The 19599-nt window shown below is 33.1% G+C and carries 22 protein-coding genes; 10 read left to right on the top strand and 12 right to left on the bottom strand.

From position 1 onward, the window contains the following. The first annotated feature begins 9 nt into the window (after nt 1-9). Both ACP7AQ_RS05140 and ACP7AQ_RS05145 read left to right on the top strand, forming a co-directional pair. Complete coding sequence (locus ACP7AQ_RS05140) at nt 10-873, top strand: helix-turn-helix domain-containing protein (RefSeq protein WP_426094648.1); 864 nt, start codon at nt 10-12, stop codon at nt 871-873. A gap of 82 nt (nt 874-955) precedes the next feature. Beyond that, complete coding sequence (locus tag ACP7AQ_RS05145) at nt 956-1507, top strand: carboxymuconolactone decarboxylase family protein (RefSeq protein ID WP_426094649.1); 552 nt, start codon at nt 956-958, stop codon at nt 1505-1507. Nucleotides 1508-1822: 315 nt separating this feature from the next. Here ACP7AQ_RS05145 and ACP7AQ_RS05150 read toward each other — a convergent pair whose 3' ends face one another. Next, complete coding sequence (locus ACP7AQ_RS05150) at nt 1823-2692, bottom strand: lysophospholipid acyltransferase family protein (protein WP_426094650.1); 870 nt, start codon at nt 2690-2692, stop codon at nt 1823-1825. Nucleotides 2693-2806: 114 nt separating this feature from the next. Here ACP7AQ_RS05150 and ACP7AQ_RS05155 point away from each other — a divergent pair, with 114 nt between their 5' ends. Then, the gene (locus ACP7AQ_RS05155) at nt 2807-3445 is read left to right on the top strand and encodes a rhomboid family intramembrane serine protease (protein WP_426094651.1); all 639 of its coding nucleotides are present in this window, start codon (nt 2807-2809) and stop codon (nt 3443-3445) included. 50 nt (nt 3446-3495) lie between these two features. Then, on the top strand, nt 3496-4185 hold the full coding sequence (locus tag ACP7AQ_RS05160) for an SIMPL domain-containing protein (protein ID WP_426094652.1): 690 nt from the start codon (nt 3496-3498) through the stop codon (nt 4183-4185). A 796-nt stretch (nt 4186-4981) separates the two neighbouring features. On the opposite strand, the gene ACP7AQ_RS05165 is transcribed toward ACP7AQ_RS05160, so the two are convergent. From ACP7AQ_RS05165 to ACP7AQ_RS05185, 5 genes are all read right to left on the bottom strand, one after another. Then, the gene (locus tag ACP7AQ_RS05165; protein WP_426094653.1) at nt 4982-5590 is read right to left on the bottom strand and encodes an HPP family protein; all 609 of its coding nucleotides are present in this window, start codon (nt 5588-5590) and stop codon (nt 4982-4984) included. 6 nt (nt 5591-5596) lie between these two features. After that, nucleotides 5597-6877: a chloride channel protein gene (locus ACP7AQ_RS05170; RefSeq protein ID WP_426094654.1), complete on the bottom strand. Its 1281-nt coding sequence runs from the start codon at nt 6875-6877 to the stop codon at nt 5597-5599. A 174-nt stretch (nt 6878-7051) separates the two neighbouring features. Next, nucleotides 7052-7441, bottom strand: coding sequence for a VOC family protein (locus tag ACP7AQ_RS05175; RefSeq protein WP_426063864.1), 390 nt, complete (start codon nt 7439-7441; stop codon nt 7052-7054). A 325-nt stretch (nt 7442-7766) separates the two neighbouring features. Continuing rightward, entirely contained in the window at nt 7767-8162 is a 396-nt protein-coding gene (locus ACP7AQ_RS05180; RefSeq protein ID WP_426094655.1) for a hypothetical protein, read from the bottom strand. Between the two features lie 83 nt (nt 8163-8245). Next, a complete protein-coding gene (locus tag ACP7AQ_RS05185) occupies nt 8246-8803 on the bottom strand; it encodes a sugar O-acetyltransferase (RefSeq protein ID WP_426094851.1) in 558 nt (185 codons plus the stop codon). 386 nt (nt 8804-9189) lie between these two features. Between ACP7AQ_RS05185 and ACP7AQ_RS05190 the strand changes: the two genes are divergently transcribed. From ACP7AQ_RS05190 to ACP7AQ_RS05215, 6 genes are all read left to right on the top strand, one after another. Beyond that, nucleotides 9190-11289: a TonB-dependent receptor gene (locus tag ACP7AQ_RS05190; RefSeq protein WP_426094852.1), complete on the top strand. Its 2100-nt coding sequence runs from the start codon at nt 9190-9192 to the stop codon at nt 11287-11289. 222 nt (nt 11290-11511) lie between these two features. After that, entirely contained in the window at nt 11512-12132 is a 621-nt protein-coding gene (locus ACP7AQ_RS05195) for a hypothetical protein (RefSeq protein WP_426094656.1), read from the top strand. 75 nt (nt 12133-12207) lie between these two features. Beyond that, nucleotides 12208-13542 carry a 2TM domain-containing protein gene (locus ACP7AQ_RS05200; RefSeq protein WP_426091352.1) on the top strand — a complete coding sequence of 445 codons (1335 nt, stop codon included), beginning with the start codon at nt 12208-12210 and terminating at the stop codon, nt 13540-13542. A gap of 44 nt (nt 13543-13586) precedes the next feature. After that, nucleotides 13587-13892 (top strand): 2TM domain-containing protein, encoded by a 306-nt coding sequence (locus ACP7AQ_RS05205; RefSeq protein ID WP_426091353.1) that lies wholly within the window; start codon nt 13587-13589, stop codon nt 13890-13892. A gap of 68 nt (nt 13893-13960) precedes the next feature. Then, nucleotides 13961-14296, top strand: coding sequence for a 2TM domain-containing protein (locus ACP7AQ_RS05210; protein WP_426094657.1), 336 nt, complete (start codon nt 13961-13963; stop codon nt 14294-14296). Between the two features lie 58 nt (nt 14297-14354). After that, a complete protein-coding gene (locus tag ACP7AQ_RS05215; RefSeq protein WP_426094658.1) occupies nt 14355-15122 on the top strand; it encodes a LytR/AlgR family response regulator transcription factor in 768 nt (255 codons plus the stop codon). 108 nt (nt 15123-15230) lie between these two features. Here ACP7AQ_RS05215 and ACP7AQ_RS05220 read toward each other — a convergent pair whose 3' ends face one another. From ACP7AQ_RS05220 to ACP7AQ_RS05245, 6 genes are all read right to left on the bottom strand, one after another. Next, on the bottom strand, nt 15231-15413 hold the full coding sequence (locus ACP7AQ_RS05220) for a CsbD family protein (RefSeq protein WP_091208473.1): 183 nt from the start codon (nt 15411-15413) through the stop codon (nt 15231-15233). 238 nt (nt 15414-15651) lie between these two features. Beyond that, nucleotides 15652-16425 (bottom strand): CDP-alcohol phosphatidyltransferase family protein, encoded by a 774-nt coding sequence (locus tag ACP7AQ_RS05225; RefSeq protein WP_426094659.1) that lies wholly within the window; start codon nt 16423-16425, stop codon nt 15652-15654. A gap of 58 nt (nt 16426-16483) precedes the next feature. Next, nucleotides 16484-17506, bottom strand: a complete 1023-nt coding sequence (locus ACP7AQ_RS05230) for a COX15/CtaA family protein (protein ID WP_426094660.1) — start codon at nt 17504-17506, stop codon at nt 16484-16486. After that, complete coding sequence (locus ACP7AQ_RS05235) at nt 17507-17812, bottom strand: type II toxin-antitoxin system RelE/ParE family toxin (protein ID WP_426094661.1); 306 nt, start codon at nt 17810-17812, stop codon at nt 17507-17509. Beyond that, on the bottom strand, nt 17788-18081 hold the full coding sequence (locus ACP7AQ_RS05240; RefSeq protein WP_426094662.1) for a hypothetical protein: 294 nt from the start codon (nt 18079-18081) through the stop codon (nt 17788-17790). The genes ACP7AQ_RS05235 and ACP7AQ_RS05240 overlap by 25 nt, the downstream gene beginning before the upstream one ends. 57 nt (nt 18082-18138) lie before the next feature. After that, on the bottom strand, nt 18139-19566 hold the full coding sequence (locus ACP7AQ_RS05245; protein WP_426094663.1) for a CCA tRNA nucleotidyltransferase: 1428 nt from the start codon (nt 19564-19566) through the stop codon (nt 18139-18141). Between the last annotated feature and the right edge of the window lie 33 nt (nt 19567-19599).

Raw genomic sequence — 19599 nt, forward strand, 5'->3', positions numbered from 1 at the left:
TACATATTAATGATACGCTTTAGAAAACAATATGAATTATTTGGAAAAATCATTTTTGAGAAAGTGATTATTGAAGCCCCTTTTAAAATACCAAATCCAATGCCAGAGGAAGCTTGTTTTATTTACATGGTAGAGGGTCAAATTAAGTATGAAATTGAAGATAAAAGCATTACTATTCCAGTTAGTGATGCTGTAATGTTAAAGTGCGGTAGTTATTTTAGCCAAATCAGAAATAGTACAACGTCAAAAAATAATCAGATTGTAATTGTTCATTTTCATCCTGAAATCTTAAAAAAAATTTATGATACGGATTTACCCAAGATTTTTCAAGAGCCTGCGAAAAGAGATCTAAGTGTAAGTTTAGGAAAAATCAACAATGATTTTCTAATACAAAAATACATTGAAGGCATGTTGTTTTACTTTGATAATCCAACGCTTGTAAATGAGGATATTTTGGTGATAAAGTTAAAAGAGATTGTTTTGTTATTGTGTCAGACAAAAAATGCTCCTGTAATTCAGCAAATTTTATCTCAACTTTTTTCTCCAACAAGTTATTCTTTTAAACAAGTTATTGAGAATAATTTATTTTCACACTTTACTATGGATGACTTTGCACAAATGACAAATCTTAGTCTTTCTTCTTTTAAAAGAGAATTCAAAAAAAATTACAATGACAGTCCCGCGAATTATATTCGGAATAAAAAGTTAGAAAAAGCAGCAGACCTATTATTGATTTCTGAAGAGAGAATCACGGATATTGCTTTTGATTGCGGTTTTAAAGATTTGGCGAATTTTTCCACTCTCTTTCACGATAAATTTAATTGTACTCCTTCAGCATATCGATTGAACCAAATAGGCAAATTGTTGAACTAATTACAAAAGTTTTTTCGACCGATTCAGCCTATCTTTGTTTTGTTAGATAGCACAGCCGTTATTTAACTTAAAAAAGAAAAAAATGGCACATTTAAAATTAGAAAATAATCCAATTTCTCCAATTTCACAGAAAATTTTTGATGAAACACAAAAAGGTTTAGGTTTTATCCCCAATATGTATACAAAAATGGGACAAAATCCTGCTTTGTTGGATTCTTATATTTATTCTTACAATAGTTTCAGAGCTAATTCAGGTTTTAATTCTGTAGAACAAGAAGTTATTTTTTTATCAGCTGCCTTCGAGAATAATTGTGAATATTGCGTTGCAGCTCACAGTTTTATTGCGGATCAAATGTCAAAAGTTCCATTAGAAGTAACAAACGCCATCCGTGATGGAAAACAAGTTCCGGATGCAAAATTAGCAGCACTGACTACATTAACAAGAATTCTTACTTCAACGCGTGGTAATGCTTCCCAATCAGACGTAGATTCTTTTTTAGCAGCTGGATATGAAGAAGTGCATGTGTTGGGTATTATTGCAGGAATTGCAGTAAAATTAATGAGTAATTACTCCAATCACATTACTAATGCTGAAGTTGATGCAGCCTTCACAGGTAGAGTTTGGAAAAAATAAATAAAGCAATCCTATATCTTTTCAATTATTAAAACCAATAAAGATTAATTTTTTTGTTGGTTTTTTTATTGGAAACCGAAATTCGAAGTCCGTGTTATGAAGTTGCAACGGAAAACAGCGGTATTATAGGGTTTCTTCAGATGAAAAAAACCGCATTGTTGATTCAGTTGAAAGAGTAAATGAGAATTGAAAATATTGTTGATAGAGCTTGAAAGCGGAGGTATAAAAGAAACAAAAAAATCACATTGCATAAACGTAATTGTTTATACTATGTGATTTTTTTGAAAATTGTTGTTAGATACTGCTAACTGAACACTATTTTCTGTGTTTCCATCTTTTATGCGTCCAGAAATAATATTCAGGTGCTTCGAGAATTTGTTTTTCTACTTCTCGTAAAAAGATACTGGTGATTTCAAAATCAGGAATAGATTTAGGGTTATCAGTAATAGGAACAAAAGTAGCTTCGTAAAAACCTCTTTTTACTTTTTTTACTTTTACAAATAGAACATTCAAATCGTATTTTTTGGCTAGCATTTCGGCGCCGGTATGAACGGGAACTTCGACACCCATAAATGTATCCCAATGAAAAGCTCTGTTTAATTTTGGAGACTGATCACTGGCTAATCCATACATGCTAAGAATTCCATTTTTTTGATTTTCTGCCATTAACGGAATCGCCTTTTTAGTTTCTACTAATTCAGCATTATATTTGGATCGAATGTCTCGTAGTAATTTATCAAAATATTTATTGGCAATTTTTTTATAAACGCCTATTCCTTTAAATTTAGTTTTCTCATTAATGGACAATAACCACTCCCAGCTCGCGTAATGAGATGCTAATAAAACAGTACTTTTTCCTTTTTTTTCATATTCTTTTACCAATTCAATATTGGTTACCACGAATCTTCTGTTCATTTCAGCAGATGAAATAGTCATCGTTTTTATCATTTCTAAAAACATATCACACAAATGATGATATGATTTTTTTTCGATTACAAGACGCTCTTCGGAACTAAGATGAGGTAACGCCAGTGCCAAATTATATTTAACCGTTTTTTTGCGATATCCAATAATATGGTAAACAATTAGATAGATGAGGTCAGAAAACAAATAAAAAAACCTAAACGGAAGAATGGAAATAATCCATAAAAAAGGAAAGGTTAAGATAAAAATAAGTAATTGCATGCAGAATTTTTTTTGCAAATATAATGTAAAAATGATTGTCGAGATAAATTTTGAGTGCCTACGGTCTGCGTATTTGAGAATGACTATCTTTACATTTCACAATAAATATACTTTATGAATACCGTTTTAATAGCAATAATTGTAGTAAATGTGTTAGTTAGTTACAAAGGGTTTAATGACCTTTCTTTTTTCAGAAAATATGAATTCCATGTTGGCAGTATTCGATCAGGTGAACAAATCAGGTTGTTGTCCTCTGGTTTCCTGCATGCTGACATGACCCATTTGATTTTTAATATGTTAACACTTTGGTTTTTTGCTCCGGTTGTCATCAGTTATTTGGGTGATTTCTCGTTTATTTTAGTTTATTTTGGGAGTTTAATTTTCGGGAGTTTGCTGACGATGGTTTTTCACAAAAATGATTATGGATACAGAGCTGTAGGAGCCTCTGGAGCGGTAACTGGAGTTTTATATTCGGCAATATTGTTACAGCCGGACATGATGTTGGGAATCTTTTTTATTATTCCAATGCCTGCTTATATTTTTGGAATCCTTTACTTATTGTATTCTATTTACGGAATGAAGGCGAAGAATGATAATATTGGTCACACGGCTCATTTTGGCGGTGCTGTAGGTGGTTATTTAATTACATTATTGAAAGAACCTACTTTGTTTGTAGACCACACTTTGATGGTTATATTATTAGCAGTTCCAATTGTTATTCTGTTCGTGATGGAAAAAATGGGAAAACTATAATGGCACAACTTTTGAAAAGGAATTAGTACAAATAATTAAATTATACAAAAATGAAAAAAGCACTATTTATTCTGTCTGTTCTATTTATTTCGATGTCTTACGGACAAGAAGTAAAGCAAATTCCTCAAATAAATGTAAATGGAGAAGGAAAAGTAAAAGTTATTCCGGATCAAGCTACAATAGCTGTTACGGTTGAAACAAAAGGGAATAATGCCAAAGATGTAAAAAAAGAAAATGATGTAAAAATAGATGCTGTTTTAAAGTTTATTAAAAAAATGAATTTGGCACCGGCAGATTATAAAACGCAACGTGTTTCGTTGAATCCGCAATACGATTATGAAAAAAAGAAACACAGTTACAATGCTACTCAAACAATTGAAATTTTATTGAGAGATTTGTCAAAATATGATGAATTAATGGAAGGATTAGTAAACGAAGGAATTAATAGAATTGATGCAGTAACATTCCAATCTTCAAAATTAGCGCAATATCAATCTGAAGCTAGAAAATTAGCGATGAAAGAGGCCAAAATGAAAGCTGAAGATTATGTATCTGTTTTGGGACAAAAAGTAGGACGTGCAATGACCATATCTGATAATTCGCAAACCTATTATCCGCAGCCAATGTATGCCGCAATGAAAACAATGGAGAGAAGCGATGCAAGTGAACCAAGAGAAACTCTTGCTTTAGGAGAAATTAATATCACGGCTAATGTTTTAGTAAGTTTTATTTTAGAATAAAACGGCTGAAAAAAATCTAAAAAAGACTATCACAGCAATAATAAAATCGGAACTGGATTCATCCACTTCCGATTTTTTTTATATTTCATATCTACTTTCCTTACGATGGTTTTTTGTGAGTTGTTAAGTAAGAATGTGAAATTAATTTTTCTGTAATTCATTACATCAGTCCACTACTTTAAATATAAAATTTACAGGTTATTACATTTTATTTGACTGCTGAATTTCTATAAATTGATAGTGAGATTTCTTCTCGTAATAACTTTATACTGTCAAAATCCGGTTCCAATTTATCGGAATCAATTTAACAAAAGAAAAAAATATATTTTATTATGTTAGAAAATTTGAATAAAACTAGCATCTCATTTCTTTATTTTGAAGATTATTTTATTGTACAGATTATGCTTTTTAAAATCTGTAAATTTTAGTTCTTAAATGAATAAAAATTGACAGAGGTGAGTTTCAAACCATTCGATTATAAGGATTTGTGCCCCACAACACAATTGGTCGGTAATCATAAACTTCATGCGGTTTGTTCGCTAAACGGCGTTTATATTCTAAAATAGTACTAAAATAAGCTTCATTATAGATATATTAAAAAACATCAAAACCAAATGTCTGACTGTTTTTAACTTGCAAATGAATGTTATTTGTTGGCATTGGTTCAGCTCGATCTGTTGATAAGATATTTGCGTTTGCATGACCAAAAAATATGCAAAAATAAAGGTTTAGAAGTCAGAAAAGGAATTGTTTTTCTTATTCGAACTACTATTCGTAAGGATGAAGCTTCAGTTTTTTAAAGGTTTGGCTTATTTTGAAAAACAGTAGCGATTCTTTTTCGGACCTGATGGTATTTTTTATGGTTTGGATATTGCCTGCTATGAGCTAGGTTATTAAAAACTAAAGCTACGGCAAGCAAAATAAGTACACCGCTTAAAACAGGAGAAAACACATACCAGTAACCTAGATTTTTAATTTCGTTTGAGCCAGTGACTGCTATCAGAGCGGTTGCGCCTCCTGGTGGGTGCAATGTTTTAGTCATTTGCATAAAAACAATAGACAGAGAAACAGCAAGCGGAGCGGTTAACCAAACTACATCCGGAACGAATTTATAGACTGTAACACCAATAATTGCCGAAATCAAATGTCCTCCAATAAGGTTTCTGGGTTGTGCTAGCGGACTTTGAATGACACCATAAACTAAAACACTGGATGCGCCAAAAGAACCGATCAAATAAACCATATCAGATTGTGACAGCGTTTGAGATTGCAAGTACGCTATTATTCCAATACCTATAAAAGAACCGAGAAAAGCCCAGAAATGTTCTTTGAAATCAACCAAAGTTTCTTTGTACAGAATGTATTTGGTTTTACGGTAATTCCTTTTTATTTTTTGAACTTTCATCGAAAATTATTTTGCTAAACTTGGGGAATACGAATAAACTGTGAACGGATAGATGATTTTAGCTGTATATTTTGAAATTAAACAAACCAGTAAACTAGGAAGAATCAGTGTATAATCATTGGTTAAGCCACAAACTAGAAATATAGCGGTAAAAGGCGCATGAATACTGGCGCTCAAAACCGCTGCCATACCAATAATAATGAAGTTTATCGGAATCACATTTGCATTGAAATACTTGTTCAGAATTAAGGCAACTAATAGTCCTAAAAACGCACCAATAAACAGGCTTGGGGCAAAAACACCGCCATCTCCTCCTGCCGCTAAAGTAACTGAAGTAACAATAGGTTTCAAAATTATAATCCCGATAAAAGTTAACACCAATGATAGCGACAGCACCATATCATTTGGATTTATAAAAATAGTTTTGATGGCATGATATCCTTCGCCGTAAAGCTGTGGAAATACAAAAAGGGAAATACTTAAAATCACAGATCCAAGGATGATTTTGAAATAAGGTACTTTTATTTTAGAAAATTGTTCTTTAAAAAATAACACGCAGCGCGTTAAATAAACCGAATTTATTCCTGCTATAATTCCCAAAATGATGAAGTAGGGAATTGCTCTTACGTGCCAAGTGATATTGTGTACTGCAAACAAAGGTTTTTCGTCCAACAAATAAATGAGTCCAAAAGCGATTGAAACAGCTATTAGGTTAGTCAATATAAATGCCCGAGTTACTTTTCTCGAGATTACTTCCAGCGAAAATAAAATTCCGGCAATTGGGCTGCTGAATAATGCGGTAATTCCCGCCGCAACTCCCGCACAAATTAATTCGGTTTTATATTGTCTAAAAACGTTTTGCTTGCGTTGTGCAACGGAACCAATAGTAGCCGAAGCGACAACTGTCGAAACTTCTATTCCTGTAGAGCCACCAAAAACTACGGTTAACAACCCGTTAATGAAATGAGATGGAATTTTGTAGCTGGGTAAATTCTTCGAAATGGAATTAGTACTTTCAAAAACTTCTTTTATTCCCTTATTTTCCTTTTTCTTGAATAAATATTCCCGTAAAAAATAAATAACTGACAAGCCAAAAACTGGAAAAACAACAAAAAATATTGGATTTACAATCGTTTGATGAAAAAAGATTTCTTCGTAATACTCTGTTGTGTTTTTTAAAATAACACCTAAAAAAGCAGAAAGAAAACCAATTAGAATGGATACAATAACTAGTTTTTGAAATTTAATGAAATGATAATTCTTTTTAATTTTTGCGGTATTGTTCATTTAAAATTGTTTGCGATCTTTATATACTCTAAATAAAAGAGCAATCATTTAAAGTAATGTATCTGATTATTACAAAATTAAAGAAACAAAATCAGATTTGAAATGAAAAAAGAGTTTGACAATTTCCTTTTATGATATTGATACTATTTTTACTTTTTTGTGAATAAAAATGATTTATTTTTCATAAAATTCTATCGGTAATTCATCGGGATCTGCAATGAAGAAAAAACGTTTTTTAGTGTGCTCATCAACACGAATTTCCTCTGAACTGATATTTTTATGGACTAAAAAATCGCGAGTTAATTGAATATCGTTCACTTCAAAAGCTAAATGGCGCATTCCAGCCGCTTCAGGAAAAGAAGGACGTTTTGGTGGATTTGGAAATGAGAATAATTCTATTACATATTCACCGTCAAGTGCCAAATCAAGTTTATACGATTGTCTTTCCTCACGGTAAATTTCCTGAATAATTGTAAGCCCTAAAATTCTTGTGTAGAACGTTTTAGATTTCTGATAATCCGAACAAATAACGGCAATATGATGAATTTTATTAAGTTGAAGCATGTTGTTTTAAAAAAGTTATTACAGGAATATTTGCGTTGGGATCTCGGGTCAAAGAGTCAGAATTCAGTTTATGAATCAGCGCTTTGGTTTCATCAATATCTTTGATACGTAAAAGAAATAACTCTTCATTGTCATCATCTGCATTTTGCTAATTATCTTCCGAAAACATATTATTTTCAACTTGAAAAGGTTTATCTTTTTCCAAGAATTTCCTAACGATTGCAATGGGAACGTTCTGAAGTTTAGATACTAATTACGACATATTTTTTGAATGGATTAGGTGTAAAATGTAAAAAGCCTAGTCGGTTGATTAGGCTTTAGGTTTTTATTTTTTTGCATCGGAACAAAGTCCTATAATTTGATGGAAAGTGTCGTGTAAGTCCGTAATTGATTTTACAATTGCGGCATCAGTTCCACTAGACTTTACTAATTTGTGAAGCGCTTTGCTTTTAAGTTGTAATCGTTCCGCTAAAACTAATATAGCGTCCGTTCTAAATTCTGTTGGGATATCAGATTTTAATAACATCGTTGCTTTGTTCATCATTTCTTCCGAACGTGCTTTTATTGGCGCTAAATTCCCTTCTTCTGCCGGATGGAATGTTTGCGACATAACTTCGTGAAATTCTTTTATGGCGGGCCATTTGTCAAAAGTGGATTGTGCCGAAACAGAGCTTGCGACAATAAGAATTGCCAAGACTAGAAATACTTTTAGAGGTTTCATTATGAGTTATTTAAGGTTAATTTGTGATAACAAATATAATAAAATTTAGTTTTGAATAATTCCTATTTTGCTTTTGAAATTCATTACTCATTCAATTTCCGAATCACTTTTGCCGGATTTCCCACTGCCAAAGAATTGTCTGGAATATCTTTTGTAACCACAGAGCCCGCGCCAATTACACATCCATTGCCAATGGTAATACCGGGACAAATAACTGAATTTCCGCCAATCCAGCAGTCATCGCCAATGGTTATTGGTAATGCATTTTCCAACGTTTTTCTCAGTTCGGCATCCAGCGGATGTGTGGCGGTGTACAATTGAACTCCCGGTGCAAAAAAGACATTCGAACCAATAGTGACTTTGGCACAATCTAAGACAACACAGTTTACATTGAAATATACATTTTCACCACAACTGATATTGTAGCCGTAATCGCAAAAAAATGGAGGTTCAATATAAAGATTTCCTCCTGCAGTAGGAATCAACTCTTTTAGTATTTCCCGCGCTTTTTTGGTCACTCTGTACTCAATAACATTTAATCGGTGGAGTAAATTTTTAGATTTTCGTCGGTCTTTTACTAAAACAGGATCACCTGCCAAGTAATATTCTCCGGCAATCATTTTTTCTTTTTCGGTTTTTATTTCCATACTTAGTTTTTTTATTTTTGGGCATGCCCTGCGCAAAAGCTCCGGTCGGGCTATTCGTTACAATCTTTCTTGGCTCGCTTGAACAGCGAGCCAAGAAAGGATTTTCACTACTATCCCTCATGCTAATCCTGCTACTGAAGCGCAATAGTGCGTTGTAAATATAATCTAAAATTAAAATTATTACAACTCATCCTCGTATTTCAACAGTTCAGTATAGTATTGTTCTGCAACCTTATTTTCTAAAATATATTTACTTCATCAAAAATTCAAATACGATGAAACTAACATTTACGAAACAGCCAAATCATTCCAAGAAAAGTCTTAATTCAATTTTTTTATTTGCCTTTTTATTATTCAGCTTGACTATTTTTTCACAAAATATGATTTCGGGAAAAGTGGTGGATGAGAAAGGAAAACCGGTTTCTGGAGCTAATATTTTTATCGAAGGAACTTATGACGGCGCTTCCAGCGGTGAAACGGGTGATTTTAGTTTTACGACTACAACAACTGGAAATAAAACTTTAGTAGTGAGTTTCCTGATTTATGAAACTTCAAAAATCATAATTGATGTCGCTAATTTCAGAAATGAAACCATCAAATTAAGAGAAAGCGTGACGTCGCTAGATGCAGTTGTGATTACGGCAGGAACATTAGAAGCGGGCGATAAAGCTAGAGTTTCGGTCTTGAAACCATTAGACATCGTAACTACAGCGGGTTCAGCGGGAAATATTATTGCGGCTTTGCAAACGTTGCCGGGAACACAAACGGTAGGCGAGGACGGGCGATTGTTTGTTCGTGGCGGAGAGGCTAATGAAACACAAACTTTTGTTGACGGGATTCGGGTGGCGCAACCCTACGGCGCAACCACGAATAATCTGCCTACACGAGGAAGGTTTTCTCCTTTTTTATTCAGCGGAATATCATTTTCTACTGGCGGGTATTCAGCGGAATTCGGCGAAGCATTATCCAGTGTTTTACTTTTGAATACACAAGATGACCCAGACCAAAATAAAACTGAAATAGCATTGATGACTGTGGGTTTAGGAATTGGAAATACCCAAAAATGGAAAAAAACTTCTTTTAGCGCAAATGCGAATTACATCAATTTAGCGCCGTATCAGGCTTTGATTCCACAAAATGTGGCTTGGAACAGTCCTTTTCAATCTTTGTCTGGAGAAACGGTGTACCGTTATAATTTTAATAATGGGATTTTGAAAGTATACGCTGCTTTTGACTCTTCAAAATTCGATAGTAATCAGGAAAATATCAATTCGCCGGAAAAAATCAGAGTTGATTTAAACAACAATAATTTCTATTTGAATTCATCTTACAAAGGCGTTTTTGGGAATAATTGGCAAATTACTTCCGGGTTGAGTTATGGCTACAGCAATAATAAAATAAACATTGATTCAGATAAAGTGGCAAATGATGAAAATGCGGCTCATTTAAAATTAAAATTGAAAAAAAGTTTTTCTGAAAGAGTAAAAATTTCCTTTGGAGCCGATTATTTTATTACCCAGTTCAATGAAAATTTCAAGCAAAATTCAGGGTCGGTTTTTACCAATGGTTACGATGCAAACATTGCGGCTGTTTACACGGAAGCTGATATTTTCTTCTCTAAAAAATGGGCTGCAAAAGTAGGCTTAAGAGCTTCAAATAACGATTTGCTGAATGAAAATGTTATTTCCCCCCGAATTTCATTTGCTTATAAAATGGCGAAGAACAGTCAGTTTTCATTTGCTTATGGCGATTTCACCCAAACTCCAAACGCGGAATATATCAAGTATTCCAACAACAATCAGTTTGAAAGCGAAAAAGCGTCGCATTACATTTTGAATTTTCAATACAATAAAAACGGGAAAACATTTCGTGCAGAAACCTATTATAAAGACTATCGCGATTTAGTAAAATTCGACACCCAAATGGCCGCATATAATTCGGTTTACAATAATACCGGTTCTGGTTATGCCAAAGGGTTGGATTTGTTTTGGAGAGATGGAAAATCAATCAAAAATTTAGAATATTGGGTTTCCTATTCCTACATCGATACCGAAAGAGATTATAAAAATTTCAGTTCTCAAGTGACACCAAGTTTTGTGGCGGATCACAGTTTGTCGGTAGTTACGAAATACTGGATAAATGAATGGAAATCGCAAATAGGTTTCACGAATTCATACAGTTCCGGACGGCCATACAACAATCCAAATGAAGCGAAATTTATGAATGGAAAAACCAAATCGTACAACAGTTTGAGCTTCAATTGGGCGTATTTGCTATCACAGCAAAAGATTTTATACTTCTCGGTTTCAAATGTTCTAGGAAGTCAAAATGTTTTTGGATACGAATATGCAAACAATCCTGATAATTCCGGCTTTTACAAAAGAAAAGAAATTATTCCTGTGGCAGATCGTTTTTTCTTTGTCGGATTCTTTTGGACGATAAGCAACGATAAAAAAGACAATCAGTTGAGGAATCTTTAAAAATGGTCGTAATGTCAAAAGTATAAAGTCCTATTAAACGGAAATTTATTTCACTTTATGACTTTTAACTTTATGACTTTCGACTAAATTACAATTCATCCATCAAAATTGACAGTTCAGTATTTATAAATTTTAATCTAATGAAAACTGAGATACTTTTGAAGTATAAATAACACAATGTTTCAATCATCAAAATAACAACCCTTAAAAAAACAAGAAATCATGACTAAAATTATCACAACAATCGCATTTTTTATCTGTAGTTTATTATCGGCTCAAGGGCAATTTGAACAAGGTATGGGAAAAGCGTTCCAATTATGGGGCGAAGGAAAAAACACGGAAGCTTCTGATTTGTTCGAAAGAATTTCTGGTGCTGAAAAAACAAGTTGGTTGCCAAATTATTATGTTGCATTGGTGAATACGACAACTGCTTTTAGAACAAAAGATAAAGAGCAAATGGATTTATTACTTTTGAAAGCGCAAAAATCATTAGATATAGAACTGGATAAAAATCCAAATAATGCCGAATTATTGGTCATTCAAGCAATGATTTACACGGCTTGGATTGTTTTTGACCCAATGACAAACGGACAAAAATTATCTAGAACGGTTATGGAATTGTACGGAAAAGCGCAGGCAATTGCTCCGGAAAACCCAAGAGTAGTTTTTGGTAAAGCTGAATTTGAAATAGGTGGTGCAAGTTGGACAGGGGTTGATACTAAACCTTTATGCCTTCAAATTGAAAAAGCAATCGGACTTTTTGCTACTTTTAAACCTGAAACACCTTTTTCTCCAAAATGGGGATTGGACCGAGCATTAGCAGCACAGAAAAATTGTAAATAGGAAAATGAAACGATAGAGAGTAAAACTTTCAAAGCCTTTTCGTGATTGCAGCTTCTAAATTAAAAGCATAATAAAATGAGTAGAATATATAAAGAACTTCAAAGAGCAATAAAACTGACCCTACTAATTTTTGCAGTGATTCAATTAGTCAATGTGATAATGGGAAGTGAAATCTATTTTGGTAAGAGACTGCTGATCAATTTTTTTTTCACAATGATGTATACTTTCTCTTTATATGCTGCAAACATGTTTCTTTTTTGGAAATTAGACTCTTATTTTGAAGAACGTTTTTCAGTAAAAAGAATAGCATTTGGTTTTATAGGTTCGTTTTTGGTTTCATTGTTGGTCATTTTTTTAATGCACGTTTTTGAGGAAGTGGTGTACAATAAAAACTCTTTTGACTACTTCTTGACTAACGAAAAGCCCTCTAGCTATTTAGGATCAATAATAATCACTTTTTTTGTCACATTATCCATTTACACTATTACATTTTACAAAGCGTATAATGAAAACAAAGTCAAAGAACAGAAAATTATCGCAGGAACAGCAAATGCGAAGTTTGAAAGTTTAAAGAACCAAATTGATCCTCATTTTCTTTTCAACAGTTTGAATGTATTAAGTTCTTTAATCGAAGAAAATCCAGACAATGCGCAACGATTTACGACTTCCTTGTCCAAAATTTACAGGTATGTATTAGAACAAAAAGATAAAGAATTAATTTCTGTAGAAGAAGAATTGGCTTTCGCTAAAACTTATATGAACCTGCTCAAAATGCGTTTTGAGAACAGTTTATTTTACGAATTACCTGCAGCAGACATCAATCCTGAGGCCAAGGTAGTTCCACTTTCTTTACAGCTTTTATTGGAGAATACCGTAAAACATAATGTCGTGAGTGAACAAAGGCCTTTACACATTCGCATTACTATTGAAGGAGATTATCTTGCTATTCAAAATGATTATCAAAAGAAAGAAGTTTTGCAGGAGCGTCAAGGAGTTGGTTTGCAAAATATCATCAATCGTTATGGAATTATTACCAATAGAAAAGTTTTGATTGCTCAAAACGAAAAAACATTTACGGTTAAAATACCTATTTTAACCAAACAAATTTCGGTTATGGAAACAACGACAACCACCAATGAAAATAGCGCCTATTATAGAGCCAAAAAGCGAGTGGAAGCGCTAAAAGGATTTTACGGAAACTTGATTTCTTACTGTTGTGTAATTCCATTTTTAATCTACATAAATTTAACGTTTTCACCACAGTTTCAATGGTTTTGGTTTTCTGCAGCCGGATGGGGATTTGGATTGACGATGCATGCATTCAAGGTTTTTGGTTACAGTTCCAATTGGGAAGAAAGAAAAATTCAGGAAATTTTGCGCAAAGAAGAGCATAAGCAAACTTGGAGATAAGAATCAGATGCGTTTTAAACATAGAAAAATTTAAATAAAGAATCATGAAAAATACATATCAAAATGAAGAGCGCTATTTTGAAGCGAAAAAACAAGTGGAAGAAATTAAAGGTTTCTATGGGAATTTGACTGCCTATGTGGTCGTTAATATTGCTCTCCTAATCATAAATTTAGTGACATCTCCCGAGCATTTATGGTTTTTTTGGCCTCTGTTAGGGTGGGGAATTGGAGTGATTTTTCATGGTATGAAAGTCTTTAATTATATGCCATTTTTTGGTAAAGATTGGGAAGACCAAAAAATTAAGGAGTTGATGGATAAAGAAAATGGGAGAAAAGATACTTGGACGTAAGATCCCATTTTTGCACTAAAATAGAATTGCTTTTTTTTTTAATTCAAATGACACTTAATAATATCAAAATGAAAAGAAATTATAATTTTGAGTTTGGAGAATTCCAACCGGAAGATAAGTACGCAGCCGCCAAACAGGAAGTGAAGCGATTGAAAGGTTTTTATACGCATTTAATAGTGTATATAGCCGTAAATACAATGATTGTATTCATCAATATTAGAGATTTGGATCCAGGAGAAAGTTATTTCAAAATAGAAAATTTCTTTACGGCATTTGTGTGGGGAGTAGGAATAGTGGCACATGGATTTTCTGTTTTCTTGCCAAACTGGATTTTTGGAAGAAACTGGGAAGATAGAAAAATCAGGGAGTTGATGGATAAAGAAAAAAGCGAAAAATGGGAGTAATAAATAGGTGTCTGGACCGTAGTATTGTAACCCAAAGCTTAAAACCCAAAATCCAAATATGACTACAATAATAATAGAAGACGAAAAACCAGCTGCGAGATTGCTTCAGAGAAAACTAGGAAAGCTAAATATTGGAGTAGGAGTGATGCTTCATTCCGTGGAAGAATCTATAGAATGGTTTTCTAAAAATGGGCACCCGGATTTGATCTTTCTTGACATTCAATTGTCGGATGGGTTGTCATTTGAAATATTTGAAAAAGTTGAAATTAAGAGTGCCGTAATTTTCACAACGGCTTATGATGAATATGCCCTTCGCGCTTTCAAATTGAACAGTATCGATTATCTTTTGAAACCCATTGATGAGGACGATTTAAAAATTGCTGTCGCGAAATTCAAATCGCTTTTGCCAAAAGAGGAAATACAATCACAGAGCCTTGGAATCGATTTTGAGCAAATCAAAAAGATGTTAATCAATCCATTTGAGAAAAATTATAAAAAACGGTTTACGGTAAAAATAGGCCAACATTTGAAAGTGATTTCAATAGATGAAATCGAATGTTTTTTTAGTGAAAATAAAGGAACTTACATTCACACTTTTGATAAAAGGGATTATTTAATTGAATGTACTTTGGAACTTTTAGAAAAGGAATTAGATCCCGCCAATTTCTTTCGGATTAACCGAAAATTTATAGTTCCTCTTAAAGCAATAAAAGAAATTGTAGTCTACAGTAACTCCCGATTAAAAGTTATTTTGCCTTCCTTTTCAGAAGAAGATGTGATTGTAAGCAGGGAAAAAGTATCCGATTTTAAAACCTGGATTGGGTAGTTTTAGAGCGTAAAAAAAACTGTTTCAAATGCGGTTAAAAAAATCCTGAAAAGGAAAAATTTTGACCCTTGCAATCGAAACAGTTTAAGTAAGTTTAGGATTTAAAAATTAATCAAGTAATGATTTAATTTCTTTTTGTGTCTTGCCTAATTTTTGTTGTAATTTACCCCACATTTCATCTTCTTTACCCTCATCGTATAATAAATCATCATCCGTCAAATCGGCAAATTTTTGTTTAAGTTTTCCTTTTAACTCATTCCAGTTTCCTTCAATCTCTTTTGAATTGGGCATAATATACAAGTTTTAAATTACTATTTGTTCTTGACAAATTTTGCAATTTTAAACCATAAAATTGTTATACAATTAAATGGAACTATTATATAATTCCGATAAATGACATTTTACTATTTTGTTGCAATGTATGGAACTTGATTAAAACAAGTATTAAATTATTAGTGTAGGTTTAATTATCTAAAATACTGGTAATGTAGTTTTTATGCTTGTGATATAGATTATGTCTATGATGAGCTTAAACCTTAAAAAATACTTTTCGAATACCAATAATAACAAAAATTAATGTGGTATAAAATATAAAAAACGGAATGATATATTCTATTAAATTCATAGGTAACATTACAGCTATAATCAATAATTGAAAGCCTAATCCGTAGATAGAAACCAGAGTCATAAACCAGTTTGGAAACGTTTTTACTTTGTAAGCATCTTTATCAAGTGTGTGAATTATTTTATCAAAAGCACCATATACAATAGTATAAATTAGGAATAAAATATCAACTGATTTTTGGGTTTCTCCGGGTAAAGCTTCAGGAGATTTATTTTCGAAAATTTTGCTGGTTGTATCTCCGCCAACCGATTTGTTTCTCAAAATGACATAGTAATAATTGTATAAAGTGCCTTGTAATTGAATGCCGATAAAGGCCAAAATTGTCATCCAGATATTCGTTTTTGAAACGTAACAAATTGTCATCAAAAAGAGAAAATTTAGGATGATATCAAATACACTGTCTAAATATCTTCCGGTGTAAGAGGGCGTTTTTTTTAGTCTTGCCAGTTCGCCATCTGCAGCATCAATTCCTGATTTCAACAAAATGAAAAAACCGGCTAAAAAGTAAGATCCGTCCAGAATAAAATAAATGGCTATCAAACCGCAAATACCAAAAAGCAACGTAACATGTATGGGAGTAAAGCGGGTGTTTTTTAATTGATTGGCTAGGAACTTTCCGAAGGTTCTTCCATAATCTGATAAATCCAGAAATTTATCTTGAGCGGCAAGTTTAGACATTTACGTTAATAAACAATGAAATGCGACAATATAGTCAGGTGTAACAGTTGTTATGCTTTTATTTTGATAATCGATGTAAAGTGAATGTCATTGCCGCTAGTAAAAAGAAGGCCATTACTTGATGTAACAATCCCAGCCAAAGTGGAACACCATAAAGTAAAGTAAACACGCCTAATAGGAACTGCAAAAATACAATCAACACTAAGATATTGATTCCTTTTTTCTGAAGTGAGGAAACAACATGTTTTTTACTGATGAAATAAAGTGCGAGAATTAATCCTACCACAACATACGCCATGGTTCGGTGTACGAATTGAACGCCGCTTTTTCCTTCGATAAAATTTAAAAACAAGTTGCTTTTCTCAATGAACACACTGTCGTGAATGAATTGTCCGTCGCTCATTAAAGGCCAATGATTGTGAATTAATCCGGCGTTCAAACCGGCAACAAAACCGCCATAAATGATTTGGATAATCAGAAAAACTAATGTGACACGCGCAAGATTTCGCAATGGCTGGATAACTGCAGTTTTGTTTGGGTAAATTAAATCTAAAGCTACCCAAAGTGTGTAAGCAAACGTTAAAAAGGCAAATGTGAGATGTAATGCCAATCTAAAATGGCTAACATCCGGATTGTCGATTAATCCGCTACGCACCATGAACCAACCCAGGAAGCCCTGAAAACCGCCCATAAATAGCAGTACAATGCATTTTTTGATTGTTTCTGGTGAAAGACGTTTTTTGAACAAGAAATAGACAAAAGGAATAATAAATGCCAAACCAATAATTCGTCCTATTAAGCGGTGAAACCACTCCCAGAAGTAGATAAATTTATAATCACTGAGCGTAAAATCATTGTGAACATTGATTTTTTGATACTCTGGAAATTTTTTATATTCGGCAAAAGCTTGTGACCATTTTTCCTCTGTCAAAGGCGGAAAAGTATCGGTTACTAAATGCCAGTCGGTCATGGATAAACCGGAATTGGTCAATCGGGTGATTCCCCCTACTACAACCATCATAAACAATAATAAGCATCCTGAAAGCAGCCAGATAATTACGGATTTATTTTTATTTTTCATTTATTGAATTGGAAAATTTTGAGGATTTTGTCTTGTGTCCCAAATGTCTAAAACAAAAATTTGAGTATCTGAAATAGTGTAGATAATTTCGAAATGACTTGCAATTTTGAGTCGTACATTTTCGTTGTTAGATTTTATAGAGCTTTCAGGAAAAACCGTAAGTTGTTGTATTGAATCTTGAAATAAGACATGAAGTTTTTTACTGTAATTCGTAGATTTATTTCTCTTCTTCCAATATAAAAAAATTGCAGTTCTTGATTCTCTTGCAAATGTAGTCCAAACTACTTTTCTTGTTCTTCGAACCATTTTTCTATTTCAATTTGGGCTTCTTCATTAGAAATAAATTCGCCATTTTCAACTTGTTTTAAGGCGATGTTTATTTTTCGCTGTTCTTCTGCTGAAAAAATTCTGACACTTTCATATTTTAATTCAGGTTCATGAACTGAAGACATATTTTTTTCTGATTCATTTTCGTTTTTTTCGTTCAATAAAGTATTGATTTGTAGCAACAAAACACTGTCCTCAGTTTCAGATATTTTTTTAATCAGATCTCGTTTTAAATCGGAAATATTCATGTTTCTAATTTTTAGTAAATTTAAATAAAATCTTTAAAAATTTAAACTAAACACTAGTTAAACTTTATTTAGCCCTAATTTCTCTCCTCTTTTTAGAACAAAATCATAAGCCGCTTGATATTCATTTGGGATTTCACCTTCTATAATGGCTTCTTTTACCGCTTCTTTTAATATCCCAATTTCTTTGGATGGTTTCAAGTTGAATATTTCCATGATTTCTTCTCCCGAGATCGGCGGTTGAAAATTTCGCACTTGATCACGTTCTTCGACTTCCACAATTTTCTTACGGACGATTTCGAAGTTGCTGTGATACTTTTTGAATTTATTTGGGTTTTTGGTAGTGATATCTGCTTCGCACAACGTCATTAAATTTTCAACATCTTCACCAGCATCAAAAACTAAACGGCGCACCGCTGAATCTGTAACCGTGTCTTGAGATAAAACAATCGGACGTGAACTCATCATTACCATTTTCTGTACAAATTTCATTTTGTGATTCAATGGCATGTGCAATCGCTCAAATATCTTTTTCGCCATTTTTCCACCAAGAAATTCATGTCCATGAAAAGTCCAGCCTTGTTTTTTATTAAAGCGTTTCGTTGGTGCTTTTCCAATATCGTGCAATAATGCTGACCAGCGCAACCAAACATCATCCGTATGCGGACAAATATTATCTACAACTTCCAGCGTGTGATAGAAATTATTTTTATGTGTATGGCCTTCAATTTCTTCAACTTGATTCAGAGCAGTCAATTCAGGAAGAATAATATCTAAAAGTCCGGTTTTAAACAACAACAAGAATCCTACAGAAGGTTTGTCTGTCGAGAGAATTTTATTTAATTCATCGACGATTCGTTCTCCGGAAATGATTTTGATTCGGTCTGTGTTTTTGGTTATTGAGTTCAACGAATTTCCTTCGATTTCAAACCCCAATTGGTTCGCAAAACGAATCCCTCTCAACATGCGTAACGGATCATCAGAAAAAGTAATATCAGGATCTAAAGGTGTTCTGATTATTTTGTGTTTTAAATCTTCCAGTCCATTAAAAGGATCGGATAATTCTCCGAAATTCTTTACGTTTAAGGATAAAGCCAAAGCGTTAATAGTGAAATCGCGGCGATTTTGGTCGTCTTCTAATGTTCCGTTTTCTACAACGGGGTTTCGGCTATCGAGATTATAGGACTCTTTTCTGGCGCCTACAAATTCAATTTCGGTGTCTTCAAAACGCAACATCGCTGTTCTGTAGGTTTTGAAAACCTGAACTTTTGGTTTGTTAGGGAGTAGTTGAGAAACTTTTAAAGCCAGTTCGATTCCGCTGCCAACAGCAACAATGTCAATGTCTTTTTTAAAGTCTCTGTTCAAAAGTAAATCTCTTACGAAACCACCAATCACATAACTATCAACGTTAAGTTCTTGGGAAGCTTGAGAGATGACCTCGAAAATTTTATTGTTTAAAAACTCTTTATAGCAAGTTTTAATATTCATTCTTATGTGTTTAAAGTTTGAAGTTTAAGGTTT

The sequence above is a fragment of the Flavobacterium sp. DSR2-3-3 genome, assembly GCF_049896585.1.
Classification (GTDB): Bacteria; Bacteroidota; Bacteroidia; order Flavobacteriales; family Flavobacteriaceae; genus Flavobacterium.